Source organism: Photorhabdus sp. RW14-46 (genome assembly GCF_963887965.1).
GTDB lineage: Bacteria > Pseudomonadota > Gammaproteobacteria > Enterobacterales > Enterobacteriaceae > Photorhabdus > Photorhabdus laumondii.
Genome location: NZ_CAWPHH010000018.1, coordinates 21,275 through 42,425, shown reverse-complemented (window position 1 = coordinate 42,425; position 21,151 = coordinate 21,275). Strand labels below are relative to the sequence as shown.

Below are 21,151 nucleotides of genomic sequence, written 5' to 3'. Positions count from 1 at the left end.
ATTTAAATATTTAATCAATAATTATACCTTATGGATTTCAAGATGCATCGCGACGGCAAGGGAGTGAACCCCCGGGAGCATAGATAACGATGTGACCGGGGTGAGCGAGTGCAGCCAACAAAGAGGCAACTTGGAGGATAACGGTATATATCATTGAAAATGATTAAAAAGATATAACAACCGGATGGGTTAAAACAATATAAAACCAGTTTAAACCGGAGTATTTAAGGAGTATTTAAGGAGTATTTAAGGAGTATTTAAGGAGTATTTAAGGAGTATTTAAGGAGTATTTAAGGAGTATTTAAGGAGTATTTAAGGAGTATTTAAGGAGTATTTAAGGAGTATTTAAATTATCATGGTTTTGCATAATAAATGCAACATAATAGCACTGAAATTAACCCGATCTGTATGCTGTAAAATCATGTATTTTGGGATTTTATTATGCCGATAATTAGGTTTTTTCTGTTTTTATTTTTTTAGGCTTAAAACCATAAAGAGTAACAGGTTTATTAATAGCATTAAAATAAAATCCAATTTATTTAATGGTTTTTAATACTACTAAACGCTTTTTCTTTTTTCATTGTTAATTTTTTAATGCGGTTAATATTGTTATTTTATCACTTCAATCAATTTAAAATCCGTTCTTCCTAATGTTTTCTCTTTTAATATCAGTTATAGAATGAAACTTTTTACCTCCTTTAAAAAATCCTTAATCACTGTTTTTTTACCTTTAATGATTAAAGTTTTTATTTTTTTTCATGATATGCTTGTCTTTTTTCCAGTATTTAAAGCCACACTAACGGGCAAAAAACGAATTTTCTTAACTAACACTCGTTTTATCATTATCTAAAATGGGAGGTTTTTACCTCCCATTCATTGGTATCGCAATTACACCGTGGTTTGGAAAATCACATCATCCGCTTTTTCAGTGTATTGGTTCAGTTGATCAAAATTGAGATAACGGTAAGTATCTTCCGCAGTCTCATCAACTTTAGCCATAAATTGCTGGTACTCTTCCGGTGTAGGTAAACGTCCCAACAAAGAAGCCACAGCCGCCAGTTCAGCCGATGCCAGGTAAACATTCGCCCCCGTCCCCAGACGATTCGGGAAGTTACGAGTCGAAGTGGAGACCACAGTTACACCGTCAGCAACGCGGGCTTGGTTACCCATACACAAGGAACAGCCAGGAATTTCAACCCGTGCCCCACTCTTACCAAAGATGCTGTAATAACCTTCCTCTGTGAGTTGAGCTGCATCCATTTTCGTTGGCGGAGCAACCCACAAGCGAGTTGGTAATTGACCTTTATGTTGATCCAATAATTTACCGGCTGCACGGAAATGACCAATGTTAGTCATACAAGAACCGATAAAAACCTCATCGATTTTACTGTTAGCCACATCAGACAGTAAACGGGCATCATCGGGATCGTTCGGTGCACACAGAATAGGTTGTTTGATTTCAGCCAGATCGATTTCAATAGCTGCGGCATATTCTGCATCAGCATCAGCTTCCAACAATTGAGGATCTTTCAGCCAATTCTCCATGCCCGTTACACGACGCTCTAAAGTACGGCGATCACCATAACCTTCGGCAATCATCCATTTCAGCAGCACAATATTGGATTGCAGGTATTCAATAATCGGTGCTTTATCCAATTTAATGGTACAGCCCGCCGCAGAGCGCTCCGCAGAAGCATCCGCCAGCTCAAATGCCTGCTCAACTTTCAGATCTGGCAAACCTTCGATTTCGAGAATACGGCCAGAGAAGATGTTTTTCTTACCTTTCTTTTCAACCGTCAGAAGACCTTGCTGAATCGCATAGTAAGGAATCGCATGAACCAAATCACGCAGAGTAATACCGGGCTGCATCTGCCCTTTAAAACGAACCAGCACCGATTCTGGCATATCCAAAGGCATCACCCCCGTCGCAGCAGCAAACGCTACCAGACCAGAACCCGCCGGGAAGGAAATACCAATCGGGAAACGCGTATGAGAATCACCACCGGTACCAACGGTATCAGGCAACAGCATACGGTTCAGCCATGAGTGAATAATGCCATCACCCGGACGCAGAGAAACACCGCCACGATTCATGATGAAATCAGGCAAGGTATGGTGAGTAGTGACGTCAACTGGCTTAGGATAAGCCGCCGTATGGCAGAATGACTGCATTACCAGATCCGCAGAGAAACCCAAACACGCCAGATCTTTCAGTTCGTCACGGGTCATTGGGCCAGTTGTATCCTGAGAACCAACAGAGGTCATTTTAGGTTCACAGTATTCACCAGGGCGAATACCCACAGTGCCACATGCCCGACCAACCATTTTCTGAGCCAAGGAGAAACCGCGACGACTTTCTTCAACCGCTTTCGCCTGACGGAAGACATCACTGGGGGGTAAACCAAGAGACTCACGCGCCTTACTGGTCAAACCACGGCCGATAATCAGTGGAATACGGCCACCCGCACGCACTTCATCCAACAATACATCTGTTTTCAGTTCAAATTCAGCCAGTAACTCATTGGTTTCGTGGTGACGTACTTCCCCTTTATATGGGTAGATATCAATTACCTCCCCCATATTTAATTTGTTCACATCCAGCTCAATTGGCAGCGCACCGGCATCTTCCATCGTATTGAAGAAGATTGGCGCAATTTTACCGCCCAGAACGACACCGCCACCACGTTTATTTGGCACAAAGGGAATATCGTCGCCCATAAACCATAATACTGAGTTAGTGGCCGATTTGCGGGAAGAACCTGTACCAACCACATCACCGACATAAGCCAGCGGATAGCCTTTCTTATTCAGCTCTTCAATCTGTTTGATTGGACCAATAACACCAGCTTGATCCGGGACAATCCCTTCGCGAGCATTTTTCAACATTGCCAGAGCATGCAGCGGAATATCAGGGCGTGACCATGCATCCTGCGCAGGAGATAAGTCGTCAGTGTTTGTTTCACCCGTCACTTTAAATACCGTGACTGTAATTTTTTCTGCCAATTCAGGGCGTTCCAGATACCACTGCGCATCAGCCCAAGATTGCATAATTTGTTTGGCTTGTGGATTACCTGCTTTTGCTTTTTCTTCTACATCATAGAAGTTATCAAACATCAACAAAGTATGAGAGAGCGCTTTAGCTGCAATTGGAGCCAGTTTTTCATTATCCAAAGCATCAATCAAAGGATGAATATTATAACCACCTTGCATCGTTCCAAGCAGCTCAACCGCCTTTTCTGGCGTAATTAGCGGTGAAATGGTTTCATCTTTCACAATGGCGGCAAGAAAACCGGCTTTTACATAAGCCGCTTCATCAACGCCAGGGGGAATACGGTTAATCAGCAAATCTAACAGGAAATCTTCTTCACCTTTTGGTGGGCTCTTCAGTAACTCAACCAGCGCCGCCGCTTGTGTCGCGTCCAATGGTTTAGGGACGACACCTTGGGCTGCACGCTCGGCTACGTGCTTGCGGTATTCTTCTAGCACGACTTTCTCCTCGCTCTCATTGTCATTTTATCTACCCGGCTCTGCACCCGCCTTAGAACCTGCCTCACCAAGCTATTATCTTTGCGTAACAATATGTGTTTTCGCAACAAATAGCCCCTCCTGAAACAGGTTGTTAGTTATGGTTTCGGGTGCCAGGTCAGAGGATTGCCAGCATAACTTAACAAGTGCAAAACAAGTTATGCCCAGCTTCGGGCGCTCAGCATACCAAAATTTGAATACGATGTTAATTCGTTCACAGAAAAGTAACATTAACTGATAGTAATATTCTGAATTAACAGCAGACAAAGCTATTAAAACAGATTATTCCGCTGATTTTTGCCAGTAGCACCCACAAAAACCATACTTTTTATATTGAGTCTCCTCAAACAGGTCATACCAGATAAAAAAACGGCTTTCAATAAATGAAAGCCGCTTCGGTAAATTACATTAATAGATTGATCGATTTAAGAAATTATTTCTTTTTCTTCGCTTTCGCATTTGGCAAATCAGTAATACTGCCTTCAAAGACTTCAGCAGCCAGACCTACCGACTCATGCAACGTTGGGTGAGCATGGATAGTCAATGCGATATCTTCCGCATCACAACCCATTTCAATTGCCAGACCGATTTCACCCAACAATTCACCACCGTTAGTACCCACAATAGCACCACCGATAATACGATTACTTTCTTTATCGAAAATCAATTTGGTCATACCGTCAGCACAATCAGAAGCAATTGCGCGGCCAGAAGCTGCCCACGGGAAAGTAGCCGTTTCATAGCTAATGCCTTTCTCTTTCGCTTCTTTCTCAGTCAGGCCAACCCATGCAACTTCTGGTTCAGTGTAAGCAATGGATGGAATCACTTTTGGATCAAAGTAGTGTTTCTTACCCGAAATAACTTCCGCCGCAACGTGACCTTCATGAACACCTTTATGCGCCAACATCGGCTGACCAACGATGTCACCAATAGCAAAGATGTGCGGTACATTGGTGCGCATTTGCTTATCAACATGGATAAAGCCGCGGTCATCAACGTCAACACCGGCTTTACCTGCATCCAGCATTTTACCGTTAGGTACACGACCGATAGCAACCAGAACCGCGTCATAACGCTGTGGTTCTGCTGGTGCGTTTTTGCCTTCCATCGTGACGTAGATACCATCTTCTTTGGCTTCTACCACGGTAACTTTGGTTTCCAGCATCAGATTGAATTGTTTGCTGATACGTTTGGTAAAGACTTTCACCACGTCTTTATCAGCCGCAGGAATAACCTGATCCAACATTTCAACAACATCAATCTGAGAGCCCAGAGCGTGGTAAACGGTTCCCATTTCCAGACCGATAATACCACCGCCCATGACCAACAAGCGGCCAGGAACCGTAGTCAGCGCCAAAGCATCGGTAGAATCCCAAACGCGCGGGTCATCATGAGGAATAAATGGCAGTTGGATAGGACGGGAGCCCGCGGCAATAATGGCGTTATCAAAATTAATCGTTGTTGCGCCACCTTCACCTTCAACAACCAGCGTGTTCGCCCCTGTAAATTTACCAAAACCATTAACCACTTTAACTTTGCGGCCTTTAGCCATACCAGCCAAACCACCGGTTAGCTGATTAATAACTTTTTCTTTCCAAACACGGACTTTTTCGATGTCAGTTTTGGGTTCACCAAAAACGATGCCATGATCTGCCAGCGCCTTAGCTTCCTCAATCACTTTTGCTACATGCAGCAATGCCTTGGAAGGGATACAACCAACGTTAAGACAAACACCACCTAAGGTAGAGTAACGTTCCACCAGAACGGTTTCTAAACCTAAATCCGCGCAACGAAAAGCAGCAGAATACCCTGCTGGACCTGCCCCAAGTACCACTACTTGGGCTTTAATTTCAGTACTCATCATGACCTCTTAATTGTTTGTCCGGCGGGTCAGGCGCCAAAAACGATATATTCCACCGGGACCTACACACCGCGAGCAGTTTACAGAATTGTTAATAACCTGAAAAGTGCGTTAACGTGACAGAACTCGCAACAAACTCACCAGATGTAAGCTGTCTCTCTGTCACCGCAATAACAATCAGGCCGGCACATGGCCGGCCTTTGAGATTACATCACCAGACGGCGGATATCGCTCATCGCATGATTAATAAATGTGATGAAACGCGCACCATCAGCACCATCGATCACACGGTGATCGAAAGAGAGTGACAGAGGTAGCATCAGGCGTGGAACAAACTCTTTACCATTCCATACTGGCTTCATTGATGAGCGGGATACGCCCAGGATAGCCACTTCTGGTGCATTAACGATTGGCGTGAATGCTGTGCCACCGATACCCCCCAGACTTGAAATAGTGAAGCATCCCCCCTGCATATCAGATGCGGTCAGTTTGCCTGCACGCGCTTTCTTAGACATCTCAGTCAGCTCGCGGGACAATTCAATGATGCCCTTCTTATTAACATCACGGAACACTGGAACCACCAGACCATTAGGTGTATCAACTGCCACACCAATGTTGATGTATTTTTTCAGCGTCAGTTTCTGACCATCTTCCGAGATAGAGCTGTTAAAGCGCGGCATCTCTTCCAGCGCTTTTGCTACCGCTTTTATGATGAATACTAGCGGAGTAATCTTCACGCCAAGCTGTTTCTTCTCAGCTTCCTGATTCTGCTGTTTACGGAAGTTTTCAACTTCAGTGATATCCGTTTCGTCGAACTGTGTAACATGTGGGATCACCACCCAGTTACGGCTCAGGTTAGCACCAGAGATTTTCTGAATACGACCCAGCTCAACTTCTTCAATTTCACCAAATTTGCTGAAATCCACTTTCGGCCAAGGCAACATACCCGGCAGACCACCACCGGCTGATGCAGGAGCCGATTCTGCACGTTTAACCGCGTCTTTCACGTAAGCCTGAACATCTTCACGCAGAACACGGCCTTTACGCCCTGTACCTTTCACTTTAGCCAAGTTAACGCCGAATTCACGCGCGAGGCGACGGATCACCGGCGTTGCATGAACATAAGCGCTATTTTCAGCGAAATCATTTTTGTCTTCTTCTGCGAAGCTTCTGCTAGCAATAACCGGTACTGCTGCTTTCTCTGGTTCAGCAGTTGGAGCTGGCGCAGAGGCAACCGGAGCAACAGGTGCTGCACCCGCGACTTCGAATACCATGATCATAGAACCGGTTTCCACTTTATCACCGGCTTTGATTTGAATTTCTTTAACGATACCGGCGAATGGCGCGGGGACTTCCATAGAGGCTTTATCGCCCTCTACGGTGATCAACGATTGTTCAGCTTCCACTGCATCGCCAACTTTCACCATCACTTCGGTAACTTCGACCTCATCACCGCCGATATCCGGTACATGAACCTTCATAGCCGCAGAAGCTACGGGTTCTGGCTCTGCCATACGCGAAGACAATGTTACCGCTGCTGGCGCTTCCGCTGGCGCAGCTTCTACAGCACCTTCCGCGGAATCAAAAATCATAATCAGTTTGTCGGTTTCAACTTTATCGCCAACCGCAATGATGATCTCTTTAACAACACCCGCCTGTGGGGATGGAACTTCCATCGAAGCCTTATCACCTTCCACGGTGATCAGCGATTGCTCAGCTTCCACTGTATCGCCAACTTTCACCATGATTTCGGTGACTTCAACTTCGTCCGCACCGATATCCGGTACCTTAATTTTGATAGCCATTGATTCTTTACCTCTTATGCCAGACGCGGGTTAACTTTTTCTGGGTTAATGTTGTATTTGTTGATTGCTTCTTCCACAACACTCACAGCGATTTCGCCGCGCTTAGCCAATTCACCCAAAGCAGCAACTACCACGTAAGAAGCATCAACTTCAAAATGATGACGCAGGTTTTCACGGCTATCGGAACGACCGAAACCGTCAGTACCCAATACGCGGAATTCACTTGCAGGGATGAAGTTACGAATTTGTTCTGCGAACAACTTCATATAATCAGTAGAAGCCACTGCTGGTGCTTCATTCATGATCTGAGCAACATAAGGTACACGTGGCGTTTCTGTTGGGTGCAACATGTTCCAACGTTCACAATCCTGACCATCACGAGCCAGTTCAGTGAATGAGGTCACGCTGTACACATCAGAACCCACACCATAATCGTTAGCCAGAATCTGTGCCGCTTCACGAACATGACGCAGAATAGAACCAGAACCTAATAGCTGAACTTTACCTTTGCTGCCTTCCAAGCTTTCCAGCTTATAGATACCTTTACGGATACCTTCTTCTGCACCTTGTGGCATCGCCGGCATGTGGTAGTTTTCGTTCAGCGTGGTGATGTAGTAGTAAATGTTCTCTTGTTTCTCACCATACATACGCTCTAAACCATCATGCATAATCACAGCAACTTCATAAGCAAATGCCGGATCATAAGAGATGCAGTTAGGGATAGTCAGAGACTGAATGTGGCTGTGTCCATCTTCGTGTTGCAGACCTTCACCATTCAAGGTTGTACGGCCGGAAGTCCCCCCAATCAGGAAGCCACGAGCCTGTTGGTCACCTGCTGCCCAGCACAGGTCGCCAATACGTTGGAACCCGAACATAGAGTAGTAGATGTAGAACGGAATCATTGGCAGGTTATTGGTGCTGTAAGACGTTGCTGCCGCCAGCCATGATGAACCGGCACCCAATTCATTGATGCCTTCTTGCAGAATCTGGCCTTTAGAGTCTTCTTTATAGTAAGCAACCTGTTCACGGTCCTGCGGAGTATACTGCTGGCCGTTAGAGCTGTAGATGCCGATCTGACGGAACAGACCTTCCATACCAAATGTACGCGCTTCATCAGCAATGATTGGCACCAGACGATCTTTGATTGACTTGTTCTTCAACATCACGTTCAAGGCACGAACAAAAGCGATAGTGGTAGAAATCTCTTTGTTCTGTTCTTCCAGCAACGCACCAAAATCTTCCAGCGTTGGCAGTTCCAGCTTCTCTTCAAAATGAGTACGACGGCTTGGCAGATAACCCCCTAGCGCTGCACGATGCTCATGCAAATATTTGTACTCTTCAGAGTCTTTATCAAACGTCACATAAGGCAGCTTTTCGAGTTGATCATCAGCCACAGGTACATTAAAACGATCACGGAAATGGCGAACGCCTTCCATATTCATCTTCTTAACCTGATGAGCGATGTTTTTACCTTCCGCCGTATCACCCATACCGTAACCTTTGATGGTCTGAGCCAAGATAACCGTTGGTTTGCCGGTAGTTTCTTGCGCTTTTTTCAAAGCAGCAAAGACTTTCTTAGGATCATGACCACCACGGTTCAACGCCCAAATCTGGTCATCGGTCATATCTTTAACTAATTCAGCGGTCTCTGGGTAACGACCAAAGAAATGCTGACGCACATAAGCGCCATCTTTGGATTTAAATGTCTGGTAATCACCGTCTAGCGTTTCGTTCATCACTTGGATCAATTTACCGCTGGTATCTTTACGCAACAGTTCATCCCAACGATCGCCCCAAAGCACTTTAATAACCTGCCAACCTGCGCCATCAAAAATGCCTTCTAGCTCATTAACGATTTTGCCATTACCCGTAACTGGACCATCCAGACGTTGCAGGTTACAGTTGATAACAAATACCAAATTATCCAGTTTCTCGCGGGTTGCGATAGTGATCGCACCTTTGGATTCTGGCTCATCCATTTCACCATCGCCCAAGAAGGCATAAACGGTCTGCTTGGAGGTATCTTTCAGACCACGGTGTTCCAGATATTTCAGGAACTTAGCCTGATAAATCGCACCGATTGGCCCCAATCCCATTGAAACAGTTGGGAACTGCCAGAATTCAGGCATCAATTTTGGATGCGGATAAGAAGAGAGACCATTGCCATGAATTTCCTGACGGAAATTATTCATCTGCTCCTCAGTTAAACGGCCTTCAAGGAAAGCACGAGCGTAGACACCTGGAGAGATATGACCTTGGAAATAAACCAAATCACCGCCGTCATTTTCATTACGGGCACGGAAGAAATGGTTGAAACAAACTTCATACATGGTTGCTGAAGACTGGAATGAAGCCATGTGACCACCTAATTCCAGATCTTTTTTAGATGCCCGTAGCACAGTCATCACAGCATTCCAACGAATAGTAGAGCGAATACGACGCTCCAAATCCAGATTGCCAGGGTAAGCAGGCTCATCCTCAACAGCAATGGTGTTGATATAATCGCGGTTAGCAGCACCGGCCGCAACATTCACGCCACCTTTACGTGCTTCGTTCAGTACCTGATCAATCAAGAACTGGGCACGATCAACACCCTCTTCACGGATGACCGATTCGATCGCCTGTAACCAGTCGCGAGTTTCGATCGGATCCACGTCATTTTTCAAAATGTCTGACATGGTGTATTCCTTATCTGTTATCTGTTTCTAATGATTGTTTTGGAGCCTACCTTCCCGTCATACCCTTTGACGTTCAGCCGGTCATGACTGGAAGATAGGCCCTCACTGTTGTTGCCGCTAGTGCCCTCAGTAAAGGGACTCAACTTAGCTATGCAGACGCAGCAAATTTCAAGATCCACACAGCTAATTTTATTCCTGATGCTGTTGAAGACGTCGTAATGATCGCTCGCGGCGAGTGTGCTCGCGGCTGAGATCCAATAAGACATCTTCAATAAACGCTAAATGGCGATGGGAGGCCTCACGGGCTTTCTCTGGTTGCCTCGCCATTATCGCTGCAAAAATCTTCGCCCGATGATCGCTGACAGCCGTCAACATTTCTCGGCGGGTATACAAAAACTCAAAATTCTGCCGGATATTTTGTTCCAGCATAGGTGCCATACAGCGTAATAAATGAAGGAGAACCACATTATGCGCTGCTTCGGCAACGACAAGCTGATATTGCAACACAGCCTCAGATTCAGCATTGACATCACCACTTTCCTGAGCTTGTTGAATAACAAGGTGATATTGCCGAATGCGTTCAAAATCTTCGTCAGTTCCACGCAGTGCCGCGTAATAGGCAGCAACACCTTCCAAAGCATGGCGGGTTTCAAGGAGGTCAAATTGAGATTCAGGGTGACCAGCCAGTAGTTGTACCAGTGGATCACTGAAACTTTGCCAAAGGTTACTCTGAACAAACGTCCCCCCACCCTGACGGCGAAAAAGAAAACCTTTAGCTTCTAACCGCTGAATGGCTTCGCGCAGTGAAGGGCGTGACACATCAAACTGTTTCGCCAACTCACGTTCAGGCGGCAATTTCTCCCCTGGACGCACAGATCCTTCAAGGATGAGATGTTCAAGACGCTGCTCAATAACATCTGATAATTTTGGTTGGCGGATTTTATTATAAGCCATATTTACTATAAGTCAGTTAGAACTAAGCCAGTTAGAACCTATCTCATGTCTCATGAGGCTATTTTGTTTGTCGTTTAAAACCTGGACAATGCTCAAACCACCTGCATCAATAGCACCTACTTAAGGTAACTACATATATCCGTCATCTTTCAAGTTGCCTCTTTGTTGGCTGCGTTCGCTCACCCCGGTCACATCGTTATCTATGCTCCCGGGGATTCTCTCCCTTGCCGTCGCGGTCCATCTTGAAATCTATTGGGTATATATGGATAAACATTGTTTCGGTCTTTGCAAAAGTCAATTGGTAATACCAATTTAAACTACCGGGCCATAAAAGTAACAAAGTATTCACCAACTGTCCATAAAGACCTTGTCCCAAATCATAAAAACCTGCAAATTTTAACAGTTTTTTTTAAAAATTCGCAAAAGTTGATAACCAATAGGTTAATAAACATCCTAAGATAATATTTTAACCTAACCTTTATGAACGTATAAATAGGTACAGTGAATCGTTACAGCAAGAAAATAGTTGAATCTTTATTAATTAAAAAAATATAGCGACCAAATCATCACCTGTTGATTTTAAATACAAATGCATACCATCAGGTTATAAATGTAGCTCAAATCAATAAAACCGAGGGCTAAAACTGGCAATTAGAAAGGAATAATGACAAATATGTGAGGAACCACCAGCAACAGCTCCAGGTAACTCCTGCTGATGGAAAAAAATGGACTACATTAAAACCAATAACGCGTCTCTTCATGCCACCCTTTTTTATACATACAGGATGAAATTATCCAACGCCTTGATGATTCATTTTTATCCCAACGCTTAACCTCAGTTTTCGGCACAGTAATGTAATGATTACAGGATTTATCTTCGTCCTTGTCTTTATCTTTGCAAGAAAAATGTTTTGTCTCGAAAGAATGAACAACTTCGCTGGTCCAGTCTGATGGTAATTGAGAATAACCTAATGCTTTACATTCAGCGTAATCCCTATCTCTTTCATACTGAGTTGCCCCTGGTTTTTCCCACGATGTACAACCCGCCAATAGAGTAAATAAGGTAAATAAAGGGATAACAGCTATTTTTCTTATAAAATTCATATAACAATACCTTAATTAAAAATAAAGAAATAACCAAAGAAATTAAATTAGAATTTAAAAGTCCCCCCAATACTGTAACTCTTATCTTCAAAAGGTGGTCTTCCACCAGATTGTATAATTTGTCTATCTTGGATTGAGATATCCCGGTAAATATCAGGAGTAGAAGGTATATTATCTACTTTAACTTCACTACCTGAAACTATATCCTTGACATTACATTCAAAATAACCACAGGTTGAAATATAGCCATCAGTAAGCCGTGGCATAGAAGAACATCCTGTAATCACAAATATTGAGAATAAAACAATAAAAAATTTATTCATTGTTAACATCCTTGAATTGCTGTTTTTATAAAAATTCAACTTAAATGAAAACCATATAAAAAGAGAGATCATTTCTTATGATCGAGTAAATAATATCTACATATGCATTTTATCTTTCTGGCATTCCACGGAATATCAGAACAATATCCCCCCAGAGAGAAATATATATTCTTATCGCGAGGAGAAACCTGCTTTATTGGTGAACCATTAACACCACAGAGTAACAGGCTAGATAAAAAACATGAAATAATTAATATTTTCATGCATTTAAAACTGGCTAATGAATATAAAGTTCTATCTTATAAGATACCAAAAGATACACAATGACTTTATTTATTGTATTAGCGGTTATCCTCTCCATCTTCCACATATTCCAATATATCTCCAGGTTGACACTGCAAATGTTTACAAATTTTTTCCAGCGTCTCAATACGGATACCTTTTATTTTGCCATTTTTCAGCAATGATAAATTCTGCTCAGTAATACCAATAATGGCAGCCAGTTCTTTAGACTTTACTTTCCTTTTTGCTAAGATCACATCCAACCTTATTATAATACTCATGATGATTCTCAGATAAAATAACGTTGCTCATCGCTTATCTTCTTAGATTCACGCATAATTAAGCTAAATATCAGAAGGAATACACCAAACATAATAATAAACAGAGATTCTGAATTAACGCCAAATGAAAAACTAAATACCCGTTGCCCTTTCACTAAATCCACAGATAACGCCATTCCTTGTAACATATTAATCACAGGGTAGAGAAGTTGCTCTAGAATCATCAGGAAACCAATAATAAATGAAGCGGAAATATTACGGTTACTCCATATTTCACCTTTAGCAAACCGGAAAAACAGAATGCCAATTAATATATAAGATGACGTTGATATAATCCGAGGTATCGTATCCAGCGAGATATAAAGCACCTGACTTAATAAAGATTGCTTAAATCCTTTTGCAGTTAATGCAGGCATAAGATCGCTATACGCCTGAAGAACGGCCTGACGAGTGGTATCGTGCCATAACGACCAAGATGCAATATGGAACCCCAAATCACCAATTACCATAATGGAAGCAATAATAATAGCCAGAAAGCTGAGTAGCTTGATTCTGGGATTAGTTACAAACTCCTGTTTATCACACATCTTGTGTCATTCCATATACATGTTCAACTAAACTTTCGCTAAAGTACTTTAAAAGTTATCGTATGACAATAATTTTTTATCACTAAATAGACAGAATATGGTTCAAAGTGATAGATAAATCAGAGTGATAATCATTGAAAGCTACCATTAATTTATTGATAGAAAAAGAAAAAAGTCATCATTTATCTGAATATCTTCAAACAGTAAACAGCAAGCAGTATATGTTACTTGGTCACTGTTCTCATCCCGCCATCGCATGATTTACCGCGATAGTTTGTTGTGAAGATTGTATGACAAATACAGAACGGTTTACTCAGGATACCTTTCAAAGCTCAACTCAATATATCCGCACAATGCCGGTCAATTTCAATACAGAGTGAATTGAAGATGATGGCTCAAAACGAATCCTCGATTAATCCCTTCAATGCTGAAAATCAATAAGAATAGCTAATGTAATGCTTTTGTGATGCTGGAGAGTTGTGTTTCTACGTAATGGTAAGAAAGTGTAAACGTGGGGGAAAATGTTACTCGAAGTAGCGGTGTAGCTTTCAATGACATCAGTTTCTGATGGGCGCTGACGGTGAACGCAGTCATGTCGATCTCTCGGCGTATGAAAACGCGGGCTATGTCGCCCCCGGGCGCTATCTGGTGGATGTCTACATGAACCAGAATCGGGTGGACAGCCGCGAGATTGAATTCAGGCAGGTTAACGGCCATCTCCAGCCGGTATTAACCGTCGCACAACTGGAAGGGTATGGGGTCAATACCCGCGGATTACCGGCTTTTCAGGGTAAAGCGGACGACAGCCTCATCACCGATCTGACGAAACAGATCCCGCACGCCCGCGCCACACTGGATTTCGCCCGTTTGCGTCTGGAGCTCAGTGTCCCGCAGGTCGCCATGCAGCCCCACTATTCCGGGATGGTTGATCCGTCACTGTGGGATAACGGCATCCCGGCCTTTTTGATGAACTACACGGTCAACGGGTCGGAAGGCCGTTATGACCGTCAGGGAAACTGGGGAGGGTCACGTTCCCGTAACCTGTTTGCTTCTTTTCGTGACGGGTTAAATCTGGGGCCGTGGCGTCTGCGCAGCACGCAAACTTACAGTTACGTCGAGTCGCCCCGGGGAACCTCCCCCCAAGGCGCTCACGGAACCGGACGTGAACGTCTCCGCTCATCCGGCTCTTCCCATTGAAGCCTGCCCCCATAGTAGCGGCCAGTGGGCAAACAACCTCGTTTCACTCCGCACAACACGCGCCAGCCAGTGACTGGCCCGTCTCCGGTGGCCCCGAAGTCGCTTATGTTTACGGGTCAGCCATAACACGAGTTTGCGATCGATTTGCCTCAGCGTTGGATACAGGGCCGATTTATAAAAAGCACCGTAATAATTTATCCAGCCTCTGATTTTCGCATTGAACATATGCGCCAGATCGTACAAGGACTTGTCACTGCGATTTTGCAGACCCCAACTCCTCACCTCCTGACGGATTGCTTTCCCTGCTCTGGCACTCATCGCCGGATTGAAGTTAACGAAGGTCTTACCCCAGCGATTCTTCGACAAACGGGGCCGGAATGTATAGCCCAGAAAGTCGAAGCGCGTCTCTGCGTAATTCCCCCGTCGATCGGCATCTTTACAGTAAACCATCCGGGTCTTCTGCGGATGCAACTCCAGCCCACATTGCGCGAACCGCTGGCCTGCTTTACTTATCAGTGCTTCGGCCTGCGACTGACTGTGACAGTGGCATACAACATCATCGGCATACCTTTCAAAGGGGACGCCGGGAAACTGACGTTTCATCCACATATCAAAGGCATAATGCAGGAACAGATTCGAAATCAGGGGTGAAATCACGCCGCCCTGCGGCGTCCCCCTGTTCCGTACCTGCACCCTTCCATCCGGCATTTGCACCGGCGCCTTCAGCCAGCGTTCGATATACATCACCAACCAGCGTTCCTGTGTGTGATGCCGCACTGCTTTCAGTAACAGGGCATGATCAATATTATCAAAGAAGCCTTTGATATCGATTTCCACAACCCAGTCAAACTGCCAGCAGCGTGTTCTCGCCTGCGCAATCGCCTGGTGAGCAGATTTCCCCGGCCGGTAGCCATACGAGTCGGCATGGAACAGAGGTTCCAGTACAGGCTCAAGTACCTGTTTAACGACCATCTGGGCGATTCTGTCCGACACGGCAGGAATACCGAGCGGACGCACACCACCATCAGCTTTGGGGATCTCCACACGCCTTACCGCCTGCGGCATATAACTGCCCGAAGCCAGTCTGTTCCATAGCTTGTAGAGATTGTCTGCAACATTCTCGTCAAACCCGGCCAGTGTCTGTCCGTCAATACCTGCCGCACCACGGTTAGCTTTCACTCGTTTATACGCTTCCCACACCTGTCGCTTACTCACAGGAAATGGCTTTGCCGATTTTACAGCAGTCCTCCCACCGGCTTTATCGCCCGTGGTTGCTGTCGTGCCATCAGCACAATGGGGCAAGCCCTTTGCTCCAGACCCATTACGGTCCTTCAACGCTACTACGGCTTGCTCCGCCCCTGTACCCCGCATTGGTACTCTGGCGCTCATGGGACCTCCACTTGCGTTTCTCCCTTCTCATCGGGGTGACAGGTTCCCACGTTCCCCACAAGAGCCTGAATCGACTTCACGCCGCCTTTATGCCGGATGCCGCGCAGGCAGTAAACAGGTCGCCCCCTGCGCTTATCCCACAGGAACGACTCCACCATGGTTTTGACATCATCTATACGCTTTCGACACATCATCAACGGTTCACTTTCGTTCGTCTCTTCGATCCCTACCTGATCGGATCATGCCCGACCTTTTCCCATCTCGCTCACCACCACGTCTCTTAAACGCAGCAGCAGTGGGGGGTTTGGTGCCTGCGCCTGTACGCCGACACCGAGGGGCCTGCCCTCATCTCTTGTGTTGCATAGCTGCACGGGGACTTACGTCCCCGGTGCATGCCTTCGTGGCACACAGTCATCCGCATATTTAACGACATAGACTTTCTGGCGAGGGGCAGCGCGTTGTGCCACCCACTCCAGCCCGTCCAGTGCCATATTAGCCAGAACCGGTGACGCGATACCGCCCTGTGGTGTTCCTGCCTGAGTGGGGTAGACCTTGCCGTCTTCCATGTAGCCTGCCGTCAGCCATTTTCCGAGGACTGATTTATCCATCGGCACATGCTCACGAAGCCATGTATGGCTGATTTGATCAAAGCAGGCTTTTATATCCTCTTCAAGGATCCACCGGGCGGCGTTGCGTTGTGCCAGTATATTGAAACACTGTGCAATGGCGTCTGCCGCGGACCGTCCGGGCCGGAACCCGTAGGCGTTTGGGTCTGCCAGCATTTCTGCTACGGGTTCCAGTGCCAGCAAATGAAGTGCTTGCTGGGCACGGTCAGCCATAACGGGAATGCCGAGTGGTCGACGTTTGCCATTCTTTTTGGGGATATAGATGCGCCTCAATGGTTGGGTTTGATACCCCCGCCGTTGCAATGACTGCTCACCCTTGAGTTTCTGCGTGGGGGTTTTCCAGATTTGGCCATCCACACCGGGGGGGTTACGGCCGGTATTGCTCGTTACGCGCTGTACCGCCAGTAATTTGGCTGAGAACGCATGGGTCAGAAGCCATTGCAGGGCTTTCACCTTGCCCCAGCGTCTTTCCCGGGTTGCCTTCGCGATACGCATTTGCAGTCGCCGCACCTGCTGTTCAATGGCCCGCCAGTTGATGGCATCCCAGTGAACAGCCTCGAAGGATGCACCAGTCACCGGTTTACCCGCTGCTGTCATTTGCTTTTCCTCCTCATAACGATTCTGCGAACTCTCTCGCGAGGTAAGACCTGTCGGACGTGGGCACACTTTCGTGTCGGGTAACGTTAAAACCCGTATCCGGACCATTACAGCCCGGCCTTCGCTTTTTCCGACCTCCCAAACCCGCACCGCCATAGGCGACCTTTACAGGCAACTGTCCCCGGAGTGGGGAGCGATACGGGGTTTCCACGTTCCGTCTGTGAAGTCCGCGGGGTTAGATGCCTGTTGTTGACCGGGAGGGATGTGGATCACGAGAGTGCAGAAAATAGTCACTCTTCCCCCCTCCATTACCGTTTTGGTCAAGCGTAGTAGCCACTTCCGCTTGTCATTACTCACGATCTTTATCACAGGTTCAGATACCTTCACCGTACCCGCTATCTAGCACTCATCCGGGGTGTGGCTCCCAGAAGGGCATGCCTCTCACGATTTATGCCCCACGCCATGTGGCGTTTCGTTTCATTGTCAAGGTCGCTCTTTATTCAGACCCCTAGATTCACCCGGTGATACGGGCGGTTCCCTCCGTCATTGCCGTGGGAACAACTTCAACAAACAACTTCGTGTCGCAAATTTTCACTTAATGTGAGCTAAAAAACCGGATAAATGCGAGCCCGCCATATTTTAAATGCGGGCCGCTACAGATAGGCAGTAATTCTGCCTACGATTTTGATATCTTATTTAGCCTACTACGTAGATCTGCGGGGGCAATATAATAAGTTGTTCGTCTTATTTTTATAGGAAAAAATATATTCATTGCCTCAAGCTCTCTAAGTAATTTTCTAGCTGTATTTTCACTAACATCATATACATTTTGAACCGATTTAACTTTAAACAATCTTCCAGGTTCTTTTACACCTTTTTTAATTAAATCTTTCTGAATGAAGGTTAGCTTATTTTTATACTTTGAATTTTCCAACACATCGACAATTTCATAAAATTCTTTTGTCTTTACTTTTAAATACTCTTGTAATTCATCAAATGCGTTTAGAATAATATTAACGTTAAAATCGATAAAATAAGTTAAATCTCCATAATCCTTCTGAACATAAAGATATGACATACCATACTCTTTAGCCTGCTCTTTGATAACCTTGCTTATTGAAATATATTCAAAAATATCATATCCATTCTTTAGCATATACCAATAAAATATTGCCCTTGCAGTTCTGCCATTCCCGTCTCTAAATGCGTGTTCATACCCCATCATAAAATGAAGAATAATCGCCTTTATTACTGGTGGTATAAACCTCCTGCCATCCTCTCCATTATGATTTTCGTTAGCAAAAGTACATAATTCTTCTAACCTATTTTCTAACTCCTCATAGTTTGGCGGGTAAAATAATGGATTGTCATCATTTCCAATGTAGATATCATTACTGCATCTAAATTCCCCCGGTATATTTTCATTTTCAGATACACCATTAGTCGCTATTCTGTGAAATTCAAGCATTAGATCCCTTGTAAGGGGTTCTTGTTTTCTTTTATCCGCTAGCTTTAATAGCATATAATTATTCAGAATCATTCTCTCATCAGGAGTGCTGGGCGCTAATTCTTCCTCTAGCATTTTTTTTGCATCAGCTCGGGTAGTTGCTGCACCTTCCAATTGAGCGCTGGTGATGGCTTCTTCCATCAGTAAAGATGATACTAAGTAATTCTGTTGAATATTATCTGATGCTTGAGATCCTGCAATTGCGGCGACTTTACCGGCACCAAGTTGTACAATTTTGTGCAACTTTGGTTCTAGTGAATCATGTATACAAAAACTAAATTCATTCCCACTTTTATCAAATAAGCCCGTACTTTTTTTCACCTGATCTCTACAGAACTTTACCGCATACCAGATGTGTTCAGCTTCTTTACCAGGAACTCGCCACTTAAGCTGGCTCCAATGAAGGTATCTTCCTTGTTTATCAACAATATTATATTCACTGAGGTATTCCCCGAATTTAACAAAATCTAAATTTGAGAAATCAAGTTTAGGTGATTGTTCTACCGGATGTTTTTCCATTTTACCTCACATTTTAAAATTTGATGTATAGGTAAGTATGACAGTAAATCCTTAAAGAAACCAACACGAATAAACCAGATTCATGAACTGTTTGAAACGGAAGATTTATTTTATAAAAGACTTATATAAAACTTTAAAGTATCTTAAATACCATTATAAGCTTCAAATAGCGCTCTTAAACTCTTCTACTTTCATATCAGATTTTGGTAAAATAAGAGGTATAATAAAGACTCTTAACTATAAAATTTAAACTTAATAGGTGTATTCATGGCTCTAATACTTTATACCGAATCGGAATTGCTAGCAGAACTTGGGCACCGCCTCCGTGAGCACCGATTACGGCGTAACATGCTCCAAACAGAGCTAGCGCTCAGGAGCGGTATTTCCGTCTCTGCGCTCAAAAAACTTGAAGGCAGCGGGCGGGGCACGCTTGAGAATTTCATGAAGGTCGTCTTTGCTCTGCGGCTGGAGAACGAAATTAAGTCCCTGTTTGTGCCACAACAGATCAGCATTGCACAGCTTGAAGCCATGAAGGCACCGGTTCGCCAGCGCGCCCGGCGAACCCAACATTCGCCTCGGAAACCCTCAGGCAATGGCCGCGCTCATCAATCAGGAGACGCAAAAAAATGACGACCCAAAACTTTCAATACCGGTCACTGGGCCAACTACAAGTGATCTACCGCGGGCGAGGAGAACAGTGGGTGTTAGGTCATCTGGCCGAAAGTACTGTGAGTGGCCGCTATTTATTTGAGTACACCCATGAAGCTCTTGATAATGGTATCGAATTCTCGCCCCTACAACTGCCACTTTCTACAGAGACTTACGCGAATTTTGAGCACTTTCAGGACTGGCTTCCTGGTTTCATCGCAGATTCCCTGCCGGATGGCTGGGGACGGCTGCTTATGGACCGGTTCCTGCGCCGTAATCATGTCGATCCCGGCCGGATTTCCGTCCTAGAACGCCTGGCATTGCTGAGCGATAACACGATGGGGGCTCTGACCTACCAACCTGTTCTGCCTTTACCGGAGGATCAGGAAGACAAATACAGTATTCTGAACTTGACTGGACTGGCTCAGCAGATCCGTCAGGAAGTCACCGGTCAGGATTCGGAGGCACTGCGTGAACTTTTCCTGCTTGGCGGCTCGCCTCACGGAGCCAGACCCAAAGCACAGGTAGAATACAATCCATCCACCGGCCAGATGAAAACAACTGCATTCCCAGAAAGTGAACCTTGGTTGGTCAAATTCCCCGCAGCAGAGGAGAATCCTTGGGTCTGTGCCCTTGAAGAAGCATATGCCTGTACTGCCAGAATAGCGGGCATTGATTTCCCCACAAGTCGCTATTTCCGCCTTGGAGGGGAGCTTGCTGCTTTCGGTGTCCAGCGTTTCGATCGTGAGAATGGAATGCGGGTGCCGGTACTGAGTATGGCCGGCGCCCTACATGCCGACTTTCGATTACCCTGTATGGATTACATAGATATCTTACGGGCGACGGGCTCCATCACGCGCTCTGTTGTTGCGCGAGAAACCCAGGTCCGGCGTATGGTGTTCAACGTGTTGATGCATAATCGTGATGATCATGTGAAGAATTTCTCCTTCATTTTGAATAAGAGCAATGAGTGGGTAGTGTCCCCCGCCTATGATCTAACCTTTGCGGATGGCCCCGGCGGACAGCATCAGACTTCGGTGACCGGCTACGGAACCGATATCACCCGCACCATGTTGTTGAAAGTTGCCAAAGATGCAGGCATCGCGCCGGCCAGAATGAACAATATCATTGATGAAGTAGCGGATGTCGCCGCCAACTTCGCTCATACTGCACGGGATGTCACTGATGATATTCCCACTGACGAACTTCATCAGGTCACGGACTGCATTAACCGAAATCTGTCCTGCCTCAAACGATAAATTCAAAGT

At 45.3% G+C, this 21,151-nt stretch carries 16 protein-coding genes; 3 read left to right on the top strand and 13 right to left on the bottom strand.

Annotated elements, in window-relative coordinates; genetic code table 11:
* Positions 1-888: 888 nt before the first annotated feature.
* The 9 genes from acnB to AACQ38_RS14855 all read right to left on the bottom strand — a co-directional run bounded on the left by acnB (position 889) and on the right by AACQ38_RS14855 (position 13,400).
* Positions 889-3,486, bottom strand: a complete 2,598-nt coding sequence (acnB, locus tag AACQ38_RS14895; protein ID WP_109791774.1) for a bifunctional aconitate hydratase 2/2-methylisocitrate dehydratase — start codon at positions 3,484-3,486, stop codon at positions 889-891.
* 472 nt (positions 3,487-3,958) lie between these two features.
* Positions 3,959-5,386, bottom strand: coding sequence for a dihydrolipoyl dehydrogenase (lpdA, locus tag AACQ38_RS14890; RefSeq protein WP_109791775.1), 1,428 nt, complete (start codon positions 5,384-5,386; stop codon positions 3,959-3,961).
* Between the two features lie 206 nt (positions 5,387-5,592).
* Complete coding sequence (aceF, locus tag AACQ38_RS14885) at positions 5,593-7,191, bottom strand: pyruvate dehydrogenase complex dihydrolipoyllysine-residue acetyltransferase (RefSeq protein WP_011147789.1); 1,599 nt, start codon at positions 7,189-7,191, stop codon at positions 5,593-5,595.
* Positions 7,192-7,205: 14 nt separating this feature from the next.
* Complete coding sequence (aceE, locus tag AACQ38_RS14880; protein ID WP_011147790.1) at positions 7,206-9,869, bottom strand: pyruvate dehydrogenase (acetyl-transferring), homodimeric type; 2,664 nt, start codon at positions 9,867-9,869, stop codon at positions 7,206-7,208.
* A 189-nt stretch (positions 9,870-10,058) separates the two neighbouring features.
* The gene (pdhR, locus tag AACQ38_RS14875) at positions 10,059-10,823 is read right to left on the bottom strand and encodes a pyruvate dehydrogenase complex transcriptional repressor PdhR (protein ID WP_058589395.1); all 765 of its coding nucleotides are present in this window, start codon (positions 10,821-10,823) and stop codon (positions 10,059-10,061) included.
* Positions 10,824-11,558: 735 nt separating this feature from the next.
* Complete coding sequence (locus AACQ38_RS14870; RefSeq protein WP_011147792.1) at positions 11,559-11,927, bottom strand: hypothetical protein; 369 nt, start codon at positions 11,925-11,927, stop codon at positions 11,559-11,561.
* A 47-nt stretch (positions 11,928-11,974) separates the two neighbouring features.
* Positions 11,975-12,250 (bottom strand): hypothetical protein, encoded by a 276-nt coding sequence (locus AACQ38_RS14865; RefSeq protein WP_109791777.1) that lies wholly within the window; start codon positions 12,248-12,250, stop codon positions 11,975-11,977.
* Between the two features lie 341 nt (positions 12,251-12,591).
* Complete coding sequence (locus AACQ38_RS14860) at positions 12,592-12,813, bottom strand: helix-turn-helix domain-containing protein (RefSeq protein WP_011147794.1); 222 nt, start codon at positions 12,811-12,813, stop codon at positions 12,592-12,594.
* A gap of 8 nt (positions 12,814-12,821) precedes the next feature.
* Positions 12,822-13,400, bottom strand: a complete 579-nt coding sequence (locus AACQ38_RS14855; RefSeq protein WP_011147795.1) for a hypothetical protein — start codon at positions 13,398-13,400, stop codon at positions 12,822-12,824.
* A gap of 567 nt (positions 13,401-13,967) precedes the next feature.
* Between AACQ38_RS14855 and AACQ38_RS14850 the strand changes: the two genes are divergently transcribed.
* The gene (locus tag AACQ38_RS14850; protein ID WP_242685597.1) at positions 13,968-14,597 is read left to right on the top strand and encodes a FimD/PapC N-terminal domain-containing protein; all 630 of its coding nucleotides are present in this window, start codon (positions 13,968-13,970) and stop codon (positions 14,595-14,597) included.
* On the opposite strand, the gene ltrA is transcribed toward AACQ38_RS14850, so the two are convergent.
* From ltrA to AACQ38_RS14835, 4 genes are all read right to left on the bottom strand, one after another.
* Positions 14,577-15,986, bottom strand: a complete 1,410-nt coding sequence (ltrA, locus tag AACQ38_RS14845) for a group II intron reverse transcriptase/maturase (protein WP_165578469.1) — start codon at positions 15,984-15,986, stop codon at positions 14,577-14,579. The two genes, AACQ38_RS14850 and ltrA, sit on opposite strands and share 21 nt — an antisense overlap.
* A 239-nt stretch (positions 15,987-16,225) precedes the next feature.
* Positions 16,226-16,357, bottom strand: coding sequence for a hypothetical protein (locus tag AACQ38_RS24120; RefSeq protein ID WP_013183225.1), 132 nt, complete (start codon positions 16,355-16,357; stop codon positions 16,226-16,228).
* Between the two features lie 6 nt (positions 16,358-16,363).
* Positions 16,364-17,209 carry a reverse transcriptase N-terminal domain-containing protein gene (locus AACQ38_RS14840; protein WP_165578468.1) on the bottom strand — a complete coding sequence of 282 codons (846 nt, stop codon included), beginning with the start codon at positions 17,207-17,209 and terminating at the stop codon, positions 16,364-16,366.
* Positions 17,210-17,885: 676 nt separating this feature from the next.
* Positions 17,886-19,235: a Fic family protein gene (locus AACQ38_RS14835; protein ID WP_165578466.1), complete on the bottom strand. Its 1,350-nt coding sequence runs from the start codon at positions 19,233-19,235 to the stop codon at positions 17,886-17,888.
* Between the two features lie 267 nt (positions 19,236-19,502).
* On the opposite strand from AACQ38_RS14835, the gene AACQ38_RS14830 reads away from it, so the two are divergent.
* Both AACQ38_RS14830 and AACQ38_RS14825 read left to right on the top strand, forming a co-directional pair.
* Entirely contained in the window at positions 19,503-19,865 is a 363-nt protein-coding gene (locus AACQ38_RS14830; RefSeq protein ID WP_165578465.1) for a helix-turn-helix domain-containing protein, read from the top strand.
* Positions 19,862-21,142: a type II toxin-antitoxin system HipA family toxin gene (locus tag AACQ38_RS14825; protein WP_165578464.1), complete on the top strand. Its 1,281-nt coding sequence runs from the start codon at positions 19,862-19,864 to the stop codon at positions 21,140-21,142. The genes AACQ38_RS14830 and AACQ38_RS14825 overlap by 4 nt, the downstream gene beginning before the upstream one ends.
* Positions 21,143-21,151: the final 9 nt, after the last annotated feature.